The 15,547-nt window shown below is 29.5% G+C and carries 17 protein-coding genes; 4 read left to right on the top strand and 13 right to left on the bottom strand.

The features are described from left to right. Positions 1-144: 144 nt before the first annotated feature. Together AACZ53_RS05200 and AACZ53_RS05195 are read left to right on the top strand one after the other, a co-directional pair. Positions 145-792, top strand: a complete 648-nt coding sequence (locus AACZ53_RS05200; protein ID WP_339835408.1) for a PASTA domain-containing protein — start codon at positions 145-147, stop codon at positions 790-792. Next, positions 792-1,847, top strand: coding sequence for an RluA family pseudouridine synthase (locus tag AACZ53_RS05195; protein WP_339835406.1), 1,056 nt, complete (start codon positions 792-794; stop codon positions 1,845-1,847). The genes AACZ53_RS05200 and AACZ53_RS05195 overlap by 1 nt, the downstream gene beginning before the upstream one ends. Before the next feature lie 12 nt (positions 1,848-1,859). Here the strand turns inward: AACZ53_RS05195 and AACZ53_RS05190 are convergent, their stop codons facing one another. The 8 genes from AACZ53_RS05190 to rsfS form a co-directional block, all read right to left on the bottom strand. Further along, positions 1,860-2,957, bottom strand: a complete 1,098-nt coding sequence (locus tag AACZ53_RS05190) for a hypothetical protein (RefSeq protein ID WP_339835403.1) — start codon at positions 2,955-2,957, stop codon at positions 1,860-1,862. A 2-nt stretch (positions 2,958-2,959) separates the two neighbouring features. Then, positions 2,960-3,730 carry a superoxide dismutase gene (locus AACZ53_RS05185; RefSeq protein ID WP_339835401.1) on the bottom strand — a complete coding sequence of 257 codons (771 nt, stop codon included), beginning with the start codon at positions 3,728-3,730 and terminating at the stop codon, positions 2,960-2,962. Positions 3,731-3,755: 25 nt separating this feature from the next. Continuing rightward, on the bottom strand, positions 3,756-4,043 hold the full coding sequence (locus AACZ53_RS05180; RefSeq protein WP_339835398.1) for an acyl-CoA-binding protein: 288 nt from the start codon (positions 4,041-4,043) through the stop codon (positions 3,756-3,758). A gap of 2 nt (positions 4,044-4,045) precedes the next feature. Beyond that, positions 4,046-4,696: a phosphatidylserine decarboxylase family protein gene (locus tag AACZ53_RS05175; protein WP_339835395.1), complete on the bottom strand. Its 651-nt coding sequence runs from the start codon at positions 4,694-4,696 to the stop codon at positions 4,046-4,048. Further along, on the bottom strand, positions 4,686-5,504 hold the full coding sequence (locus AACZ53_RS05170) for a phosphatidate cytidylyltransferase (protein WP_339835392.1): 819 nt from the start codon (positions 5,502-5,504) through the stop codon (positions 4,686-4,688). Before AACZ53_RS05170 ends, AACZ53_RS05175 begins: the two co-directional genes overlap by 11 nt. A gap of 1 nt (position 5,505) precedes the next feature. Then, on the bottom strand, positions 5,506-6,099 hold the full coding sequence (locus AACZ53_RS05165) for a lactate utilization protein B/C (RefSeq protein WP_339835389.1): 594 nt from the start codon (positions 6,097-6,099) through the stop codon (positions 5,506-5,508). 97 nt (positions 6,100-6,196) lie between these two features. Then, complete coding sequence (gene ftsH, locus AACZ53_RS05160; RefSeq protein ID WP_339835386.1) at positions 6,197-8,146, bottom strand: ATP-dependent zinc metalloprotease FtsH; 1,950 nt, start codon at positions 8,144-8,146, stop codon at positions 6,197-6,199. Between the two features lie 2 nt (positions 8,147-8,148). Next, positions 8,149-8,520 carry a ribosome silencing factor gene (rsfS, locus tag AACZ53_RS05155; RefSeq protein ID WP_026716298.1) on the bottom strand — a complete coding sequence of 124 codons (372 nt, stop codon included), beginning with the start codon at positions 8,518-8,520 and terminating at the stop codon, positions 8,149-8,151. Positions 8,521-8,605: 85 nt separating this feature from the next. Here rsfS and AACZ53_RS05150 point away from each other — a divergent pair, with 85 nt between their 5' ends. Continuing rightward, entirely contained in the window at positions 8,606-9,334 is a 729-nt protein-coding gene (locus AACZ53_RS05150; RefSeq protein ID WP_339835378.1) for a biotin--[acetyl-CoA-carboxylase] ligase, read from the top strand. On the opposite strand, the gene AACZ53_RS05145 is transcribed toward AACZ53_RS05150, so the two are convergent. The 3 genes from AACZ53_RS05145 to AACZ53_RS05135 form a co-directional block, all read right to left on the bottom strand. Further along, positions 9,331-10,452 (bottom strand): endonuclease, encoded by a 1,122-nt coding sequence (locus tag AACZ53_RS05145; RefSeq protein ID WP_339835376.1) that lies wholly within the window; start codon positions 10,450-10,452, stop codon positions 9,331-9,333. The genes AACZ53_RS05150 and AACZ53_RS05145 overlap by 4 nt on opposite strands. A 10-nt stretch (positions 10,453-10,462) precedes the next feature. Continuing rightward, on the bottom strand, positions 10,463-11,677 hold the full coding sequence (locus AACZ53_RS05140) for a methyltransferase domain-containing protein (RefSeq protein ID WP_339835373.1): 1,215 nt from the start codon (positions 11,675-11,677) through the stop codon (positions 10,463-10,465). 114 nt (positions 11,678-11,791) lie between these two features. Then, entirely contained in the window at positions 11,792-13,045 is a 1,254-nt protein-coding gene (locus AACZ53_RS05135; protein ID WP_339835370.1) for a hypothetical protein, read from the bottom strand. 177 nt (positions 13,046-13,222) lie between these two features. On the opposite strand from AACZ53_RS05135, the gene AACZ53_RS05130 reads away from it, so the two are divergent. Beyond that, entirely contained in the window at positions 13,223-14,272 is a 1,050-nt protein-coding gene (locus tag AACZ53_RS05130) for an oxidoreductase (RefSeq protein ID WP_339835367.1), read from the top strand. 66 nt (positions 14,273-14,338) lie between these two features. Here the strand turns inward: AACZ53_RS05130 and AACZ53_RS05125 are convergent, their stop codons facing one another. Together AACZ53_RS05125 and AACZ53_RS05120 are read right to left on the bottom strand one after the other, a co-directional pair. Continuing rightward, positions 14,339-14,905 (bottom strand): YceI family protein, encoded by a 567-nt coding sequence (locus tag AACZ53_RS05125; RefSeq protein ID WP_339835364.1) that lies wholly within the window; start codon positions 14,903-14,905, stop codon positions 14,339-14,341. Positions 14,906-14,934: 29 nt separating this feature from the next. Next, the coding region (locus AACZ53_RS05120; protein ID WP_339835361.1) for an NAD(P)H-dependent oxidoreductase at positions 14,935-15,547 on the bottom strand (613 nt) is incomplete at its 5' end.

The raw sequence follows: 15,547 nt of genomic DNA, 5'->3' as shown, positions 1-15,547 counted from the left end.
AAATATCACATTTTATCTATTTGAAGGTTAGTAATTGCTGTTTTATTAAAAATAAATAAATAAATAATAAAATGGTACTTTTGTGGTTATTATTAGATAGGGAAATCAAACTATAAATTTATATCTTTGCTAAAATTAAAATTTATGAGAATTTTTGAATTTTTAAAGAGTTGGACTTTTGTTAAACAGATATTAATCGCAATTATAATTGTAGGTGTATTTGGCTTTTTATTGGTTAATTTTTTAGATTTTAGAACCAGACATGGTGAAGAAATAGATGTGCCAGACTTAAAGAAAATGAAAATTGAAATCGCTGAAGAAAAATTAGCTGATCTTGGAGTAGTAGCATTAGTTCTTGATACAGTCGATTATAACAAGGACTTTCCACCTTATTCTATTGTGGAACAAGATCCAGAAGCCGGTGAAAAAGTAAAAGATGGACGAAAAATATATGTCAAAATTAATTCTGGTGGTTATGCAATGATCACTTTACCAGATTTAGAAGAAAAAACATATAGACAAATACAAGCTACATTTAGAGCATTAGGTTTGCAAGAAGGTGATATTACATATAAGCCAAATTTAGCAAAAGACTTAGTTTTAGTAGCAAGACATAACGGAAAAGTATTAAAAAAAGGGGATAAGGTTCTTAAAAATTCTAGAATTGACCTAGATTTAGGTGATGGAAAAAGAACTTTTGAAGAATCGAATTTAGATGAAATGTTAGATACATTGCAAATAAACAAACCTGAAATTGATGCTGATGTTCCAAAAACAGAAGGACAATACTAATGATTGAAGAAGGAAAAAATATAGAAGCTGAATTAGAAGACGAAAATTTATTTGAACATTTTAAATTTGAAGCGACTAAAGGACAAGCTCCATTAAGAGTTGATAAATTTTTAATGAACTTAGTTGAAAATGCCACTAGAAATAAAATTCAACAAGCAGCCACGAACGGAAATATCTTTGTAAATGATGTTCCAGTAAAATCGAATTATAAAGTCAAGGCTTTTGATGTTGTTCGTATTTTATTAGAATATCCACCATTTGAGAATTTAATTATTCCCGAAAATATCCCTTTAGATATTGTTTATGAAGATGATCAATTGTTGGTTGTAAATAAGCCTGCTGGTTTAGTGGTGCATCCTGGTTATGGAAACTATACTGGAACGCTTGTAAATGCTTTGGCTTATCATTTTGACAACTTGCCAATGAATAGCTCTGAACGTCCTGGTTTGGTGCATAGAATTGATAAAGACACTTCTGGTTTACTAGTAGTTGCTAAAACTGAATTTGCTATGACTTATTTAGCGAAGCAATTTGCTGATAAAACTTCTGAGAGAGAATATATTGGAATTGTTTGGGGAAATGTTGAAGAAGATGAAGGAACTATTGAAGGTAATATTGATAGACACATTACAAATAGAATGCAAATGTCTGTTTATGATGTGGATGGCGATAAAGGAAAACCTGCTGTAACACATTATAAAGTTCTAGAACGTTTGGGTTATGTGACTTTGGTTACTTGTAAACTAGAAACAGGACGAACGCATCAAATACGTGTGCATATGAAACATATTGGGCACACTCTTTTTAATGACGAACGTTATGGTGGAAACCTAATCTTAAAAGGTACAACTTTTACCAAATACAAGCAATTTGTAGATAATTGTTTTAAAGTGTTACCAAGACAAGCACTTCATGCTAAAACATTAGGTTTTGAACATCCAATTACGAAAGAATTTATGCGTTTTGATTCAGAAATTCCTCAAGATATACAAGATTGTATTGAAAAATGGAGAACGTATTCTACTGCTAAAAACTATGATGATTTAGAAGACTAAATAATCTAAAAATTAGTTATAATATTCAATCTTTCTAGAAGTATATAAAACTAAATTATCAATTGTTGATTTTCTTGTGATCCAATTTTCATTTTTGTCATAAGTATATTCAACAATTTTTTTGTGTGTTACTTTTCCATCTGGTAATGTAACAGTTTCAGAAGTTAGATTGTTTTTTAAATCAAACGTGTAAGTAGTTTTAGAAAGTAATTTTTGGTTTTTGTAAATTTTCCATGAAGTTGTATTGTCGTTATCGTCATATTCAAAATCTTCTTTGTTGTTTGAATTATCAAAAACTTCATAGCTTCCTTTGGAAATTAAACGATTTTTGTCATCATAAGTCCTGAATAATTCAGCATCTAAACTTCCATTATCAGTATAGGTTTTAGTGTTAAGTAACTGATTGGAACTATTATATTCATAAGTTGTTTTAGTTATGATTTTAAAATCTTTATTGTATAGTATTTCTATTGATTTATTACCATTACTATCATATTCAATAGAAAGTCTAGATTGCATTATAGGTTTAGCCTGAAAATAAATTTCTTCTGTAACTCTATTGTCATTGTCATAAGAATAGCTAGTTCTATCTGCTTGGTTTTCATGACTGTCATATTTGTATTTTTCGATTTTTTTGCCATTTTCAAATAGAAAAACTTCTTTGTCAAGCATTTGTAAACCATTAAAACGTCTTGTGATAATAGTGTTTTTAGTAGTATTCCAAGTGTATTTTGTTTCAATATATTCTTCAGGATTAGTAAAATTTTTAATAGTTATTATCTTGTCTTTTCCTTCATAGATAATATCTTCAGAAACATTTCCGTCTTCGCTATAAGTGATTTTATTTATTAATTTTCCATTTTCATCAAACGTTAATGCAATATCAGGATTAAATTGATTTTCAAACTTACGCACTGAATTAGTATTTGTTTCATCTCTTTTTTCTGCTGTAGTGTATTCTAAAGTAGATTTTACATTTCCATTTAAATCAAAATCATTCCATTCTGAGTTAACTTTTTCTGATTCCAGTTCTTTACTAACTATTTTGTTGTCTTTTTTACAAGAAAATAAGCAAGTAGTTAAGCAGAGTAAAAAGATAATATTCTTCATAATTATAGTTTAAGAGCTATAGAATTGTCATATTTTTTTGAAACAATTTCCCAGTTTATAATGTTAAAAAGACCTTCAATATATTCTGATTTATTGTTTTGGTATTTTAAATAATAGGCATGTTCCCATATGTCGATAGCTAAAATTGGAGTTCCCTTTTCAGCAGCATTAGACATAAGCGGATTATCTTGATTAATAGTTTGTGTAATTTTTAATTTCCCATCTTTATCTACAATTAACCAAACCCAACCTGATCCAAATAGACCAGTAGATGCCTCAGAAAGTTTAGCATTCATAGTATTAAACGAACCAAAATCTCTAATTATAGCTTCACCAAAAGTACTGCTAGGTTTAGTTCCTTTTTTTGGACTTAAAATTTCAAAGAATAAATTGTGATTGTAGTATCCACCAGCATTATTGCGAAGAAAAGAATTGTTTAGGTCTAAATTATTTAGAATTTCTTTAATTGTATTAGTTTTAAATTCAGTATCCTTTATGGCTGTATTTAATTTGTTGGCATACCCTAAATGATGTTTAGAATAGTGAATTTCCATTGTTTTAGCATCAATATAAGGTTCTAAATCATTATATTTATAGGCTAATCCATTCATTAAAAAGGGTTTGTCGTTTGTTTTTACATCTGCAGGATTTGCATAAATAATTTCTTCAACAGCGTTTGGATCTGGTAATTGAACTTCTTGAAGTACTTTTTCTTTTTTACAAGAAAATAATAATGAAATAAAAAACAGACTAAATAGTACTAATTTTTTCATTTTGAGGTAATATGGTTGTTGAAAATTAAAGTTTTCTTTCTTTTAAGAGAGAATTTATTAAACTGATATATTGTTCTTTAGCATCATCAATTGTTAAATGATTTACTTGCATCCAAGCATTCATTTTAAAAGCATTTTTTAAATCATTTGCATCTTGTGAAGCTTCAATATTTAAGGAAGGGCGAGTAGAAGTAGCATGTTTGTACAAACCATAAAGAACTAGTTGCATATTTGGTGGAACCGATTCTTTTTCGATTTTATTAGCATTTTCAAAGGCTTTATCAAATAGTATGTTTAGTTCTTCGCTATTCAATTTTATTGTTTTTTTGTTAATACAGTAACGCCACCAATTGCTTTTTGTCCTAATTTAACATCAATAGGTGTTCCAATTGGAAAATATAAATCCACTCTCGAACCAAACTTGATAAAACCAGCGTCTTTTCCTTGAACAACTCGCATTCCAACTTCAGCATAGTTTACAATTCTACGGGCTAAAGCACCAGCAATTTGTCTATACATTATTTCTCCATAAATGCGATTTTCTATAACTACAGTTGTTCTTTCGTTTTCTTCACTTGCTTTTGGATGCCAAGCTACTAGGTATTTTCCTGGATGGTATTTGCTGTATTTTACAATTCCGTTTAAAGCATAACGAGTCACATGCACATTAATAGGTGACATGAAAATAGAAACCATTAATCTTTTATCTTTAAAATATTCTGGTTCAAAAACTTCTTCAATAACTACAACTTTTCCATCTACTGGAGCAATTATATGATTGTCGCTATTGTCGACATCTCTTTTAGGGTTTCTAAAAAACTGCAACACTAAAATTAATATTACTATTGCCAAAACTTGAATAAACTTACTTATCCAAAAATTGTCAAATACATCAGAAATTAACAACAACGCTACAGAAATAATAACTGTAATTAAAATAATTTTCCTTCCTTCTTTATGAAACATAATATAAAATTTGATAAAATAAATAAACAAATGGTGCTACAAATATAATACTATCTAGCCTATCTAGCACGCCTCCATGACCAGGCATAATATTTCCGCTATCTTTTACTTGAGCAATTCTTTTAAATTTGGATTCAACTAAATCTCCAATAGTCCCGAAAATACTTGCAATAAAGGCAATTCCTATCCAAATATACATAGTACTAATGCTAGTAGAACCTATAAAGTATTTTGATATTAAAATGCTTGCTAAGATACTAAAAACTAGTCCACCGATAAACCCTTCTATTGTTTTTTTTGGCGAAATTCGTTCAAAGAGTTTGTTCTTACCAATTGATTTTCCAACAATATAGGCAAATGTATCGTTTGTCCAAATAAGAATAAAAATTCCGATAATTATTTTTGGATTGTAGCCATTTATTCCGAAAGGGATTTTTGTAATAAAAACAAATGATAAAATAATGTATCCCAATGTATATAGGTATTTATCAATTGTTGAACTAGAAAGTCCTTCTTTGGAAAAGAGAAATGCCATGGCTTTTATTGAAACTACTAAAGTGATTGCTAATAATGAATTTACTATACTAACATCGGTTATAGTTCCAAAAGTAAAAAAACAGTAAATGATACTACCAATAAGAAAAGGGGCAATTTTAGGTATCTTAACTAGATTGCAGAATTCGTTAATTGCAATTACCATAAACACTCCAAATAGTATAAAAAAACTAGTGGTAGAGTAGGAAATAGCAAACAGTAACAAAACTATATAAACTATACCTGACAGTAATCTGGTTAAAGTTTCGTTCATTTTATAAATCTTCTAGTAGCAATAAGTATAAGTTTTTGTGACTGCTTCCATAATGAAGAAAGTCTTCTTCTTTTGCTTTTTCAAAATATTTTATGGTTGTTATGTTTGATGGATAATCTTTGTCATATCTCTTTTTGATATTTCTTAACCCGTCACTTTTATTACCAACAATTTGACTAGTAGTTGCAAAGACTACCATATCACATGGTAATTCATTTGCTTTATATTGCTTAAATTGTTTTGAGGAAAATAATATTGAACCATCATCAGAAATTAAATCTTCACAAATGGTAAAAAAGAATTTAGGTATTCCGATGTCTTTGTATGCTAGCTTATTCTCGTCTAAAAGTGAAAATAATTTTTCATCATGACATAAAACTTGACTTTCAAACCAATCGTTTTCTTCTAATATATTTTCAAACTGTTCTCTTAATTCATTAAGGTTTTCGCAGTATAAAAACTTGCCACCGTTATTTTTAAAATTAAAAGTAAATTTTTCGTCTATTGGAGTATCTATTTCTGGTTCATAAGGACTTCCTTGTGAATCTTTATTGTCTTCTGAAGTGTTGCCAAATATTTTTTTGAAAATGTTCATGTATGGCTGGATTTTTGAATTTAACCAAAGATAAAAATTCTTAACTCATATTAAATATGAATTAAGAATTTTTATTAATAAACAATTGTTAATAACCTTAGATTATATCTTCGATTGTTGGACTTATAATTTCCTCTGCAGTATTATATTTTCTTTTACCAAAAATAGTTTCTAAATCATCTTTAAAGATTACTTCTTTTTCAATTAAAATATCTGCTAATTGATTTAATTTGTCTTTATTTTCTTCAAGTAATTTGATTGCTCTTTCGTACTGTCCTTCAATTAAGATTGAAATCTCATCATCAATAATTCTAGCTGTTTCTTCAGAATATGGTTTAGAAAAATTATATTCATTTTGACCAGAAGAATCATAATATGTAATATTTCCTAATTTTTCATTTAGTCCATAGATAGTAACCATTGCTTTGGCTTGTTTAGTTACTTTCTCTAAATCACTTAATGCACCTGTAGAAATTTTATTAAAAATAACTTTTTCTGCAGCACGACCGCCCATTGTGGCACACATTTCGTCTAACATTTGTTCAGTACGAACAATTTGTCTTTCTTCTGGTAAGTACCAAGCAGCTCCAAGACTTTGTCCACGAGGAACAATTGTTACTTTGATTAATGGTGCAGCATGTTCTAACATCCAACTTACTGTTGCGTGACCAGCTTCGTGAACTGCAATAGCTCTTTTTTCATCTTTAGTGATGATTTTATTTTTCTTTTCTAGCCCACCAATAATTCTATCAACTGCATCTAAGAAATCTTGTTTATCAACTGCTTTTTTGTCATTTCTGGCTGCAATTAAAGCAGCTTCGTTACAAACATTAGCAATATCTGCTCCAGAGAAACCTGGTGTTTGTTTTGCTAAAAATTCTGTATCTAAACCTTCAACTTTTTTTAATGGTTTTAAGTGTACTTCAAAAATTTCTCTACGTTCTCTAATGTCTGGTAAATCAACATAAATTTGTCTGTCAAAACGTCCAGCTCTCAATAAAGCCTTATCTAAGACGTCAGCTCTATTTGTTGCAGCAATAACAATTACATTTGAATTTGAACCAAAACCATCCATTTCAGTCAAAAGTTGATTCAAAGTATTCTCTCTTTCATCATTTCCACCTGACATGTTGCTTTTTCCTCTAGCTCTACCTACAGCATCAATTTCATCAATAAATATAATTGATGGGGCTTTTTCTTTAGCTTGTTTGAATAAATCACGAACACGTGAAGCACCAACACCTACGAACATTTCCACAAAATCAGATCCTGATAATGAAAAGAATGGAACTTTAGCTTCACCAGCAACGGCTTTAGCTAATAATGTTTTACCTGTTCCAGGAGGACCAACTAATAAGGCTCCTTTAGGAATTTTTCCACCTAGTGCAGTATATTTTTCTGGAGTTTTTAAGAATTCTACAATTTCTTGTACTTCTTCTTTTGCTCCTTCTAAACCGGCTACATTGGCAAATGTTGTTTTAACATCTGTTTTTTCATCAAATAATTTAGCTTTAGATTTTCCAATGCTAAATATTTGACTTCCGCCACCACCACCAGCACCACCAGACATTCTTCTCATCATGTAAATCCAAACACCTACTAAAATAAGTATTGGTAAAAATGAAAAGAAAATTTCAGTCCAATCTCCAGTTGATTTAAAATCATAATTAGTTATTAAACCTTTATCTGAAGCTTCTACAAGTTTCTTTTGAAAAAGTTCTTCATTACCAATATTTTCTAATAGGTAATGTGGCCCTTTCTCATTTATTTTTCCTAAAACATCTTTGTTTACACCATCGTATTTTTTATCGCTTAGAACTTCTTTTTTTAAGAAAATTTCAGCAGTTTTTCCATTAAATACAACAACCCTTTCAACTTGAGACGAATCTAAAAGTTGATTAAATTTTGAAATTGAAGTTGGTTTCGGATTACTTAAATCAACTCCCGATGATGCCAATTGAATAATGAAAAATAAGGCAAGTATTGAAAGGAATATATACCAAGGACTAAATTTAAAGTTTGGTTTTTTATTATTATCTTTTGACATATTTAATTTTTATTTTCTAATGAAATTATTTTGGCATCGCCCCATAAACCTTCGATGTTATAATATTCTCTAATGTGTTTTTGAAAGACATGAACTACTACATTAACATAATCCATAAGAACCCATTCAGCATTATCAGAACCTTCAACATGCCAAGGCTTATCTTTTAATTCTTTTGAAACTACTTTTTGGATGGAGTTAACAATAGCGTTAACTTGTGTGTTAGAATTTCCGTTGCAAATAATATAATAATCGCTTACGGTGTTGTCAATTTCTCTTAAATCAAGAATATTAATATCGTTTCCTTTTACATCTTCTATCCCTTTAATGATATTTGCTATCAAATCATCATTATTCACTTTCTTTTTAGTCATCTAATTTTTTTACTTTATGCAAATTTAACAAAATTTGTCTTTACATTTGAACGTTAACAAAAGTTTACAAAAATTATTTTTGCATATGAATATCATCAAACTAAATGCCACAAACTCAACTAATGATTATTTAAAGGATTTAATGCGAAAACAGTTTGTTGATAACTTTACAATTGTTGTAGCAAATAGCCAACAAAAGGGTAGAGGTCAACGCGATGCGGAATGGTTTAGTGAAGCGGGTAAGAACTTAACGTTTAGTATCTTAGTGAGGGATTTAATAATGAGTCCTACTGAGTTGTTTACATTAAATATTGCTGTTGCTTTAAGTGTTTTGGAGACCTTAAATCAACTGACAAGTAAAAAATGCGCTGTTAAATGGCCAAACGACATTATGGCAGATAATAAGAAAATTGCTGGTATTTTGATCGAAAACGCTATTCAACAAAATGGTGAAATTTATTCTGTAATCGGAATTGGTTTTAATGTAAATCAAATTAACTTTAATTCTATTAACAATGTTACCTCTTTAAGGCTTCTAGAAAACTTAGATTTTAATTTAGATAATATTTTAAATAGGCTATTGGAAAATTTGAAACAAAACATTTCTTTAGTTCGGATTAAAAGTGATTTGTTGTGGGAAAAATATTTAGATAACTTATTTAAAAAAGAAATTCCCACAACTTTTGAAGACGAAAATCAACAAAAATTTATGGGAATTATAAAAGGAGTTTCTTCTATTGGTCAGCTTCAAGTTTTGCTTGAGGATGATTCCATAAAAAATTATGGAGTAAAAGAAATCAAAATGTTGTATTAGTTAACGATAATCTTTTTCGTTACCGATTGATTTTCTGAACTTAATCTTAATAAATAAAATCCTTGTGGTAAATTATCTATAGTATACGTGTTATTATTAAATACGGGTTTATTAATTACTTGAATTAACTGTCCGTTAAGATTTATTAACTGAATTTCGTCTAAAGCTACTTCAGATTGAATATTAATGCTATGATTATTTGATGGATTTGGATAAACAGAAATACCATCTAAACTAACAAAATCTTGCGTTGAAAGTGCTGCACATTGTGTTGGCCAAATTTGACATACATATTCTGGATGATCAATAAATGGATTTCTATTTGCTTGATGTTGAAAAACTCTGTTATTAATAGCTATTTCTTTAGCAGAAACAGGGTCGTTTGTATGCCAAGTGATTAAGATGTTTAAAAAAGTATCAGAGAATGCTTTATTATTTGAACCATCAAACATAACTTTTGCATCAGTAGATGCACCTGTAGTCGTGTAAAAGTTAGACATTATATTTTCATACCTTGTTGCAAAATAAAAAAGGCTTCTTGCAATATCCCCTTTAAATTCATCTATAGGTTCAAAGACTGTATTGCTGTATCCAGCTGAATAACCTGAATTTAAATTGTTTCCTTTTTTAGAACCATTTGTAGAAGTCCATGATGCTGAACCAACTTTTCCGAAAGGAAAGTTATTTCTTTGCCCATTTACGTATCCATCACTAGGAACAACAAAATGACCATCATTTTTCATTGGGTCAACAGCATAGTTGTCAAAATAAGATTGTGGTACTAAATGTTCTCTATTATAACAAGAACCTTCACCAGAATAATTTCCACATTGCTGTGATGTTGAAGTATATTCATAACTATCACTTCCGGTTGGATTTTCGGAATACATATCCAAAAGAGAACCATTGTTTTCATAGTAGTTATCTCTAAAAGCAGTACTACTATATAAAGTCCATAAGGCACCATAACCTTGATCATTGTGGTTTTTTATGATGTTATATAATTGAGTTTTCAAGGTATAACCAGTACCAGTTGCAGAGCTATAATATCCTGTAGGAATTTGTGCAAAACCCATTGTCACACTCAATAAAAACAATAAAATGTAATTCTTTTTCATAGTTATTTAATTATGATTTTTTTTCCATTAATGCCATATAAAACCCATCAAAACCTGATTGATGTGCTAATACTTTTTGATCTTTTACTAAATTAAATTTTTGACCTTCTTCTGTTTTTAAAAATTTTTTAATTTGCTCTTCATTTTCGCTAGGCAAAATAGAACAAGTTGCATAAACCATTTTTCCACCTGGTTTAACAATTTTTGAGTAATTATGTAAAACTTCTTCTTGAACTTTCTTGATATTGTCAATAAATTCAGGTCTTAATTTCCACTTGCTATCTGGATTTCTTTTTAGAACACCTAAACCACTGCATGGTGCATCAATTAGAACTCTATCTGCTTTTTCGTGTAAACGCTTGATTACTTTTGTAGTATCAATTACTCTAAATTCAGCATTAAAAACGCCGTTTCTTTTAGCACGAATTTTTAATTGCTTTAATTTACTTTCATAAATATCCATAGCAATTAATTGCCCTTTATTTTCCATTAAAGAAGCTAAGTGTAGTGTTTTTCCTCCTGCACCAGCACAAGTATCAACAACTCTCATTCCTGGTTTAACATCTAAATAATAAGCCACTAACTGAGATGAAGCATCTTGAACTTCATAAAAACCTTCTTTAAAAGCTGGAATCATAAAAACATTTGCTCTTTCTTTTAAAACAAGTGCATCTGGTTGGTCTTTTATCAATTCTGTTTCAATGTTGTTGTCCATCAAAATAGAACGTACTTTCTCTTTGGTAGTTTTTAAAGTATTAACTCTTAAAATCACTTTAGCTTGTTCGTTCTGAGCCGTTAGTTCCTTTTCCCAAGTTTCTTTTCCTAATTCTTTTAAACCTAATTCATCTATCCAATCTGGAATAGCTTCTTTGAATTTTCTAATTTTAGTCAACTCGTCAAAACGTCCTTTAATTTTTCGAGTTGGAGTAGCTTCAAAATACTTCCATTCAGGTAGTTTAATTCCTCTTAAAACAGCCCAAACGGCAAAGATTCTCCAAATGTCATCTCTAGTAAAAGGATCTTTTACTTCGGCAATTTCTGTATATAATCTTTTCCATCGAACTATTTCATAAATAGTTTCGGCAACAAATTTACGGTCGTGACTTCCCCAACGTTTGTCTTTTTTTAAGGCTTGTGCTACCATTTTGTCGGCATATGCACCTTCATTAAAGATGGCCATTAATGAATCAATAACTGTAAATACTAAATTTCTATGTAATCTCATTTCTTTTTTAATCAGCTTGCAAAGATAGTATTAATAATGTGTTTATGGAATTTTTTAATCATAAAAAAAGGTCACAATAATTGCGACCTTTTCTTTAGTTGATTGATGATTTTTTTATCCTCTTCCACCTCTTGATGAACTACTTTTTGAAGAAGAACCTCTTGAACTTCCCACTGATGGAGATGAACTTCTTGATGGAGCACTAACTCTTGGACTTGATCCAGAATTTGAACGAGAAGGTGTACTAACTCTAGGAGATGAATTAGTCCTTGTTGAACTTTTTACACTAGGCGAAGAAGAAGTGTTTCTTGGACTCTCATTTCTTGTAGAAGTGTTACTTCTTGGTGAAGAAGTATTAGTTCTTGGATTTTCATTTTTTGTAGAACTATTTACTCTTGGAGAAGAAGAAGTGTTTCTTGGACTTTCATCTCTTGTGGAAGTATTAGTTCTTGGAGAAGATGAAGTACTTCTTGGATTTTCATCTCTAGTAGAAGTAGTCGTTCTTGGCGAATTTGTACTTCTTGGATTTTCAGTTCTTGTTGAAGTATTATTTCTAGTACTTCTTGGAGAAGACTCAATTCTTGGTTGCGTATTTCCTCTTTCTCTTGTATTTACAGTTCTTACATCTCTAGTTCTGTCTAATTCATGTCTGTTAGAAACACTTGCGTTTCTATGAGAAAATGAACGATTTGGATATCTTGTTTCATAACCATGTGCTCTTCTTCCGTAATAAGCATTATATGAAACTCTACAGTTTCTATAGTTTACATAGTTGTAAGAGTGACCATATCCACCAATGTAAATATTTATATGATTTCTATATCTAAAAATTGGGAATGGATTCCAATATGAATAATAAGAAGGATAATAATTCCAATACCAACTAGAATAATAAGGACGGTAATTATTTACCCAAAATGTTGTATAAATTATAGGTGTGTGAACATAAACAGGTTCGTAAATGTAATCATCACCATACATATATACATCTCCAACAACTTGTACTTGTACTTTATTGTTTTTATCTCTCTGCACTTCAATTGAAGCTACATCTTGATATAAATCTTTATCAATTACAGATTGAATAACTATAATGTGATCATTACCTTCAATTGATTCAATTACTCGTAAATAATCAACAAAATTATCATCGTTTAAATCCAAATTGCTAATTTGAGCTTTAGGATCGTTGATTCTTTTTTCAAAGTCTTCTAAATCCGAAGATTCTCCAAATATAGTAGCAATAGCTCTTAAATCTAAATTATCACTAATTTCAGATGAATTGGCTGTAACGGTTGTTTTATCCTGAGCATTAACAAACATAGTTGTTAAACTTAATAAAAGGGTAAGGGTAAATAATTTTTTCATAATATATAGTATTAAGTTACTAAACTGTTTTGAATTTTTACATTCGATATAACAATATTCAATATTCGTGCCAAAGATTAAATTAAACATATAGTTGTCTGTAAATCAATAATTTACAAAATTATAGTTTTATAGTTTGAATTTAGAATTGTTTCCTAACTTTACAAAAAACAAATTATGATGAAATATTTTAAATACATTTTTTTGCTATTTATAATAAGTGCATGTAGTTCACAAAAAGAAATAAACACTAATTATTCGAAAGTAGCAAAAGAGACAGTTTTAAAGGATAAAATTAGTATTAGAGCAATTCTTACGGATGAAAATTATCTTTGGTACGCAGGGAATGAGGGTAATTATGGAAAAATAAATCTAAAAACTAATGAAGTTTTAAAATTCAAGATTAAATCCGATACAATAGTAAATGAAATCCGAAGTATAGCTCAAACCAAAGACTTTTTATTTTTGTTGCCCGTAGCAAATCCGGCTAATGTTTATAAAATTTCTAAAAAAGATAATTCACAGCAAATTGTTTATTCAGAAATAAATGAAAAAGTATTTTATGATAGTATGCAATTTAGAGATGAACTTAACGGTATGGCAATGGGCGATCCAACAGAAGATTGTTTATCGGTAATTATTACTATTGATGGTGGAAATTCTTGGAGAAAAGTCAGCTGTGATGATTTACCGAAAGTTGAAGAAGGAGAAGCTGCTTTTGCGGCAAGTAATTCTAATTTAATTATAACAAAATCTAAAGTGTTTTTGGTTTCAGGTGGAAAGAAATCAAGAGTTTTCGTAAGTGATGATTTTGGAAAGAATTGGCAAGTTTATGAAACACCAATAGTTCAAGGTGAAGCAATGACCGGAATTTTTTCAGCCGATTTCTTTAACGATAAAAGCGGTTTTATAACTGGTGGAAATTATGAAAATCCAGATGATAATTCAAACAATAAAGCTATAACTTTTGATGGTGGAAAAACTTGGAAATTAGTCGCAAATGGAGCAGGTTTTGGTTATGGTTCTTGTGTGCAGTTTATTCCAAATAGTAAGGCAAAAGCATTAGTTTCTGTTGGAGCAAATGGAATTCAATATTCAAATGATTATGGAAATTCTTGGAAACAATTAGATGATGATAAAGAATTATATACCATTCGTTTTTTAAATAATAAAACGGCTTTTGCAGCTGGAAAAAATAAAATTATCAAACTTAATTTTACGGAATAAAAAAGGGAAAGGCTATTCACATAACATGAATAGCCTTTTTTCATAGCAATTTTTCCCTTTATTAAATTAGAATGATAAAACTACGTTTAAAGTAAAATCATCGTTAATAGCTTTGTCACCTAAACCATCAAAAATACTTCCTGAATTATATTCGATTCCATATTTTGTTCTGTCAATTACAACTTCAGCAGTTGCTGTTTTGTCTTTAACTACGATATCAAAAACTACCTCATTTGTTTTATCTTTAATTGTTAAATCAGCATAAATCGTATAAGTTCCGTTTTCTTTAGTTGCAATTTTTTTGAAAACTAATTTAGACGTTGTGTATTTTTCAGTACCAAAAAAGTCATCCGCTTTTAAATGTCCTTCTAATTTTCCTTTCATTCCACCTTCTAAATCGGTTACTGCAATACTTGTCATATCAACTGAGAAATTTCCACCTACTAATTTTTTACTTTCAAATACTAAAGCACCATCTTTTAAGTTTACTGTGCCTTCATGTTTACCAGTTACTTTTTTTCCAACCCAGTTAATTGTACTTTTAGCAGCGTCAACTTTTACTGTTTTTTGTGCTGTTGCAGAAATCGTTACTAATGTTACTAATGCTAATGCAATTGATTTTAAATTTTTCATTTTATTTTAATTTTTAGTTTTTATTTTAATTATATTGTTATAAATAATTCGTTAATTGGTTTTCTTACTTTTGGAAAATGTTGTGTAGCATCTTCTTCATGGCGATATCCAATAGTTGCTACTAATGAAGCATTAAGACCTAACTTATCTAATCCTAAAATTTCATTGTATTTTTCTGGTTCAAAACCTTCAATTGGAGTTACATCAATTTTTAATTCAGCAGCAGCATTTAATAAATTACCCATCGCTAAGTAAGTTTGTTTTGATGTCCATGTAGATTTTGCTTCTGAAGATAAAGGCACAAGTTTCGATTTCATAAAATCACTATATCCTTTTAAATCTTCTACTTTTAATCCTCTAGTTGTAGCCAAATTTGTTACGTAGTCATCTATATGATTCTCTTGCACATCAACTAAATTTACAAACACAAATAAGTGAGAAGCTTCAACAATTTGCGATTGCCCCCAAGAAACAGGTTGTAATTTTGCTCTTACTTCAGTATTTTCAATAATTAAAACCTTATAAGGTTGTAAGCCATAAGATGAAGCACTTAATTGAATTGCTTCTTTTAAAGTTTCTAAATCTTGATCTGATATTTTTTTGCTAGCATCAAATCTCTTAGTAGCATAACGCCAATTTTGA

It is taken from the genome of uncultured Flavobacterium sp. (assembly GCF_963975005.1).
GTDB lineage: Bacteria > Bacteroidota > Bacteroidia > Flavobacteriales > Flavobacteriaceae > Flavobacterium.
This window is presented reverse-complemented; position numbering and strand designations above follow the sequence as displayed.

Bases quoted from the DNA above. Each gene is read 5' to 3' on its own strand.
- AACZ53_RS05200 (WP_339835408.1), top strand. From the start codon at position 145: ATGAGAATTTTTGAATTTTTAAAGAGTTGGACTTTTGTTAAACAGATA.
- AACZ53_RS05195 (WP_339835406.1), top strand. From the start codon at position 792: ATGATTGAAGAAGGAAAAAATATAGAAGCTGAATTAGAAGACGAAAAT.
- AACZ53_RS05190 (WP_339835403.1), bottom strand. From the start codon at position 2,957: ATGAAGAATATTATCTTTTTACTCTGCTTAACTACTTGCTTATTTTCT.
- AACZ53_RS05185 (WP_339835401.1), bottom strand. From the start codon at position 3,730: ATGAAAAAATTAGTACTATTTAGTCTGTTTTTTATTTCATTATTATTT.
- AACZ53_RS05175 (WP_339835395.1), bottom strand. From the start codon at position 4,696: ATGTTTCATAAAGAAGGAAGGAAAATTATTTTAATTACAGTTATTATT.
- AACZ53_RS05170 (WP_339835392.1), bottom strand. From the start codon at position 5,504: ATGAACGAAACTTTAACCAGATTACTGTCAGGTATAGTTTATATAGTT.
- AACZ53_RS05165 (WP_339835389.1), bottom strand. From the start codon at position 6,099: ATGAACATTTTCAAAAAAATATTTGGCAACACTTCAGAAGACAATAAA.
- ftsH (WP_339835386.1), bottom strand. From the start codon at position 8,146: ATGTCAAAAGATAATAATAAAAAACCAAACTTTAAATTTAGTCCTTGG.
- rsfS (WP_026716298.1), bottom strand. From the start codon at position 8,520: ATGACTAAAAAGAAAGTGAATAATGATGATTTGATAGCAAATATCATT.
- AACZ53_RS05150 (WP_339835378.1), top strand. From the start codon at position 8,606: ATGAATATCATCAAACTAAATGCCACAAACTCAACTAATGATTATTTA.
- AACZ53_RS05145 (WP_339835376.1), bottom strand. From the start codon at position 10,452: ATGAAAAAGAATTACATTTTATTGTTTTTATTGAGTGTGACAATGGGT.
- AACZ53_RS05140 (WP_339835373.1), bottom strand. From the start codon at position 11,677: ATGAGATTACATAGAAATTTAGTATTTACAGTTATTGATTCATTAATG.
- AACZ53_RS05135 (WP_339835370.1), bottom strand. From the start codon at position 13,045: ATGAAAAAATTATTTACCCTTACCCTTTTATTAAGTTTAACAACTATG.
- AACZ53_RS05130 (WP_339835367.1), top strand. From the start codon at position 13,223: ATGATGAAATATTTTAAATACATTTTTTTGCTATTTATAATAAGTGCA.
- AACZ53_RS05125 (WP_339835364.1), bottom strand. From the start codon at position 14,905: ATGAAAAATTTAAAATCAATTGCATTAGCATTAGTAACATTAGTAACG.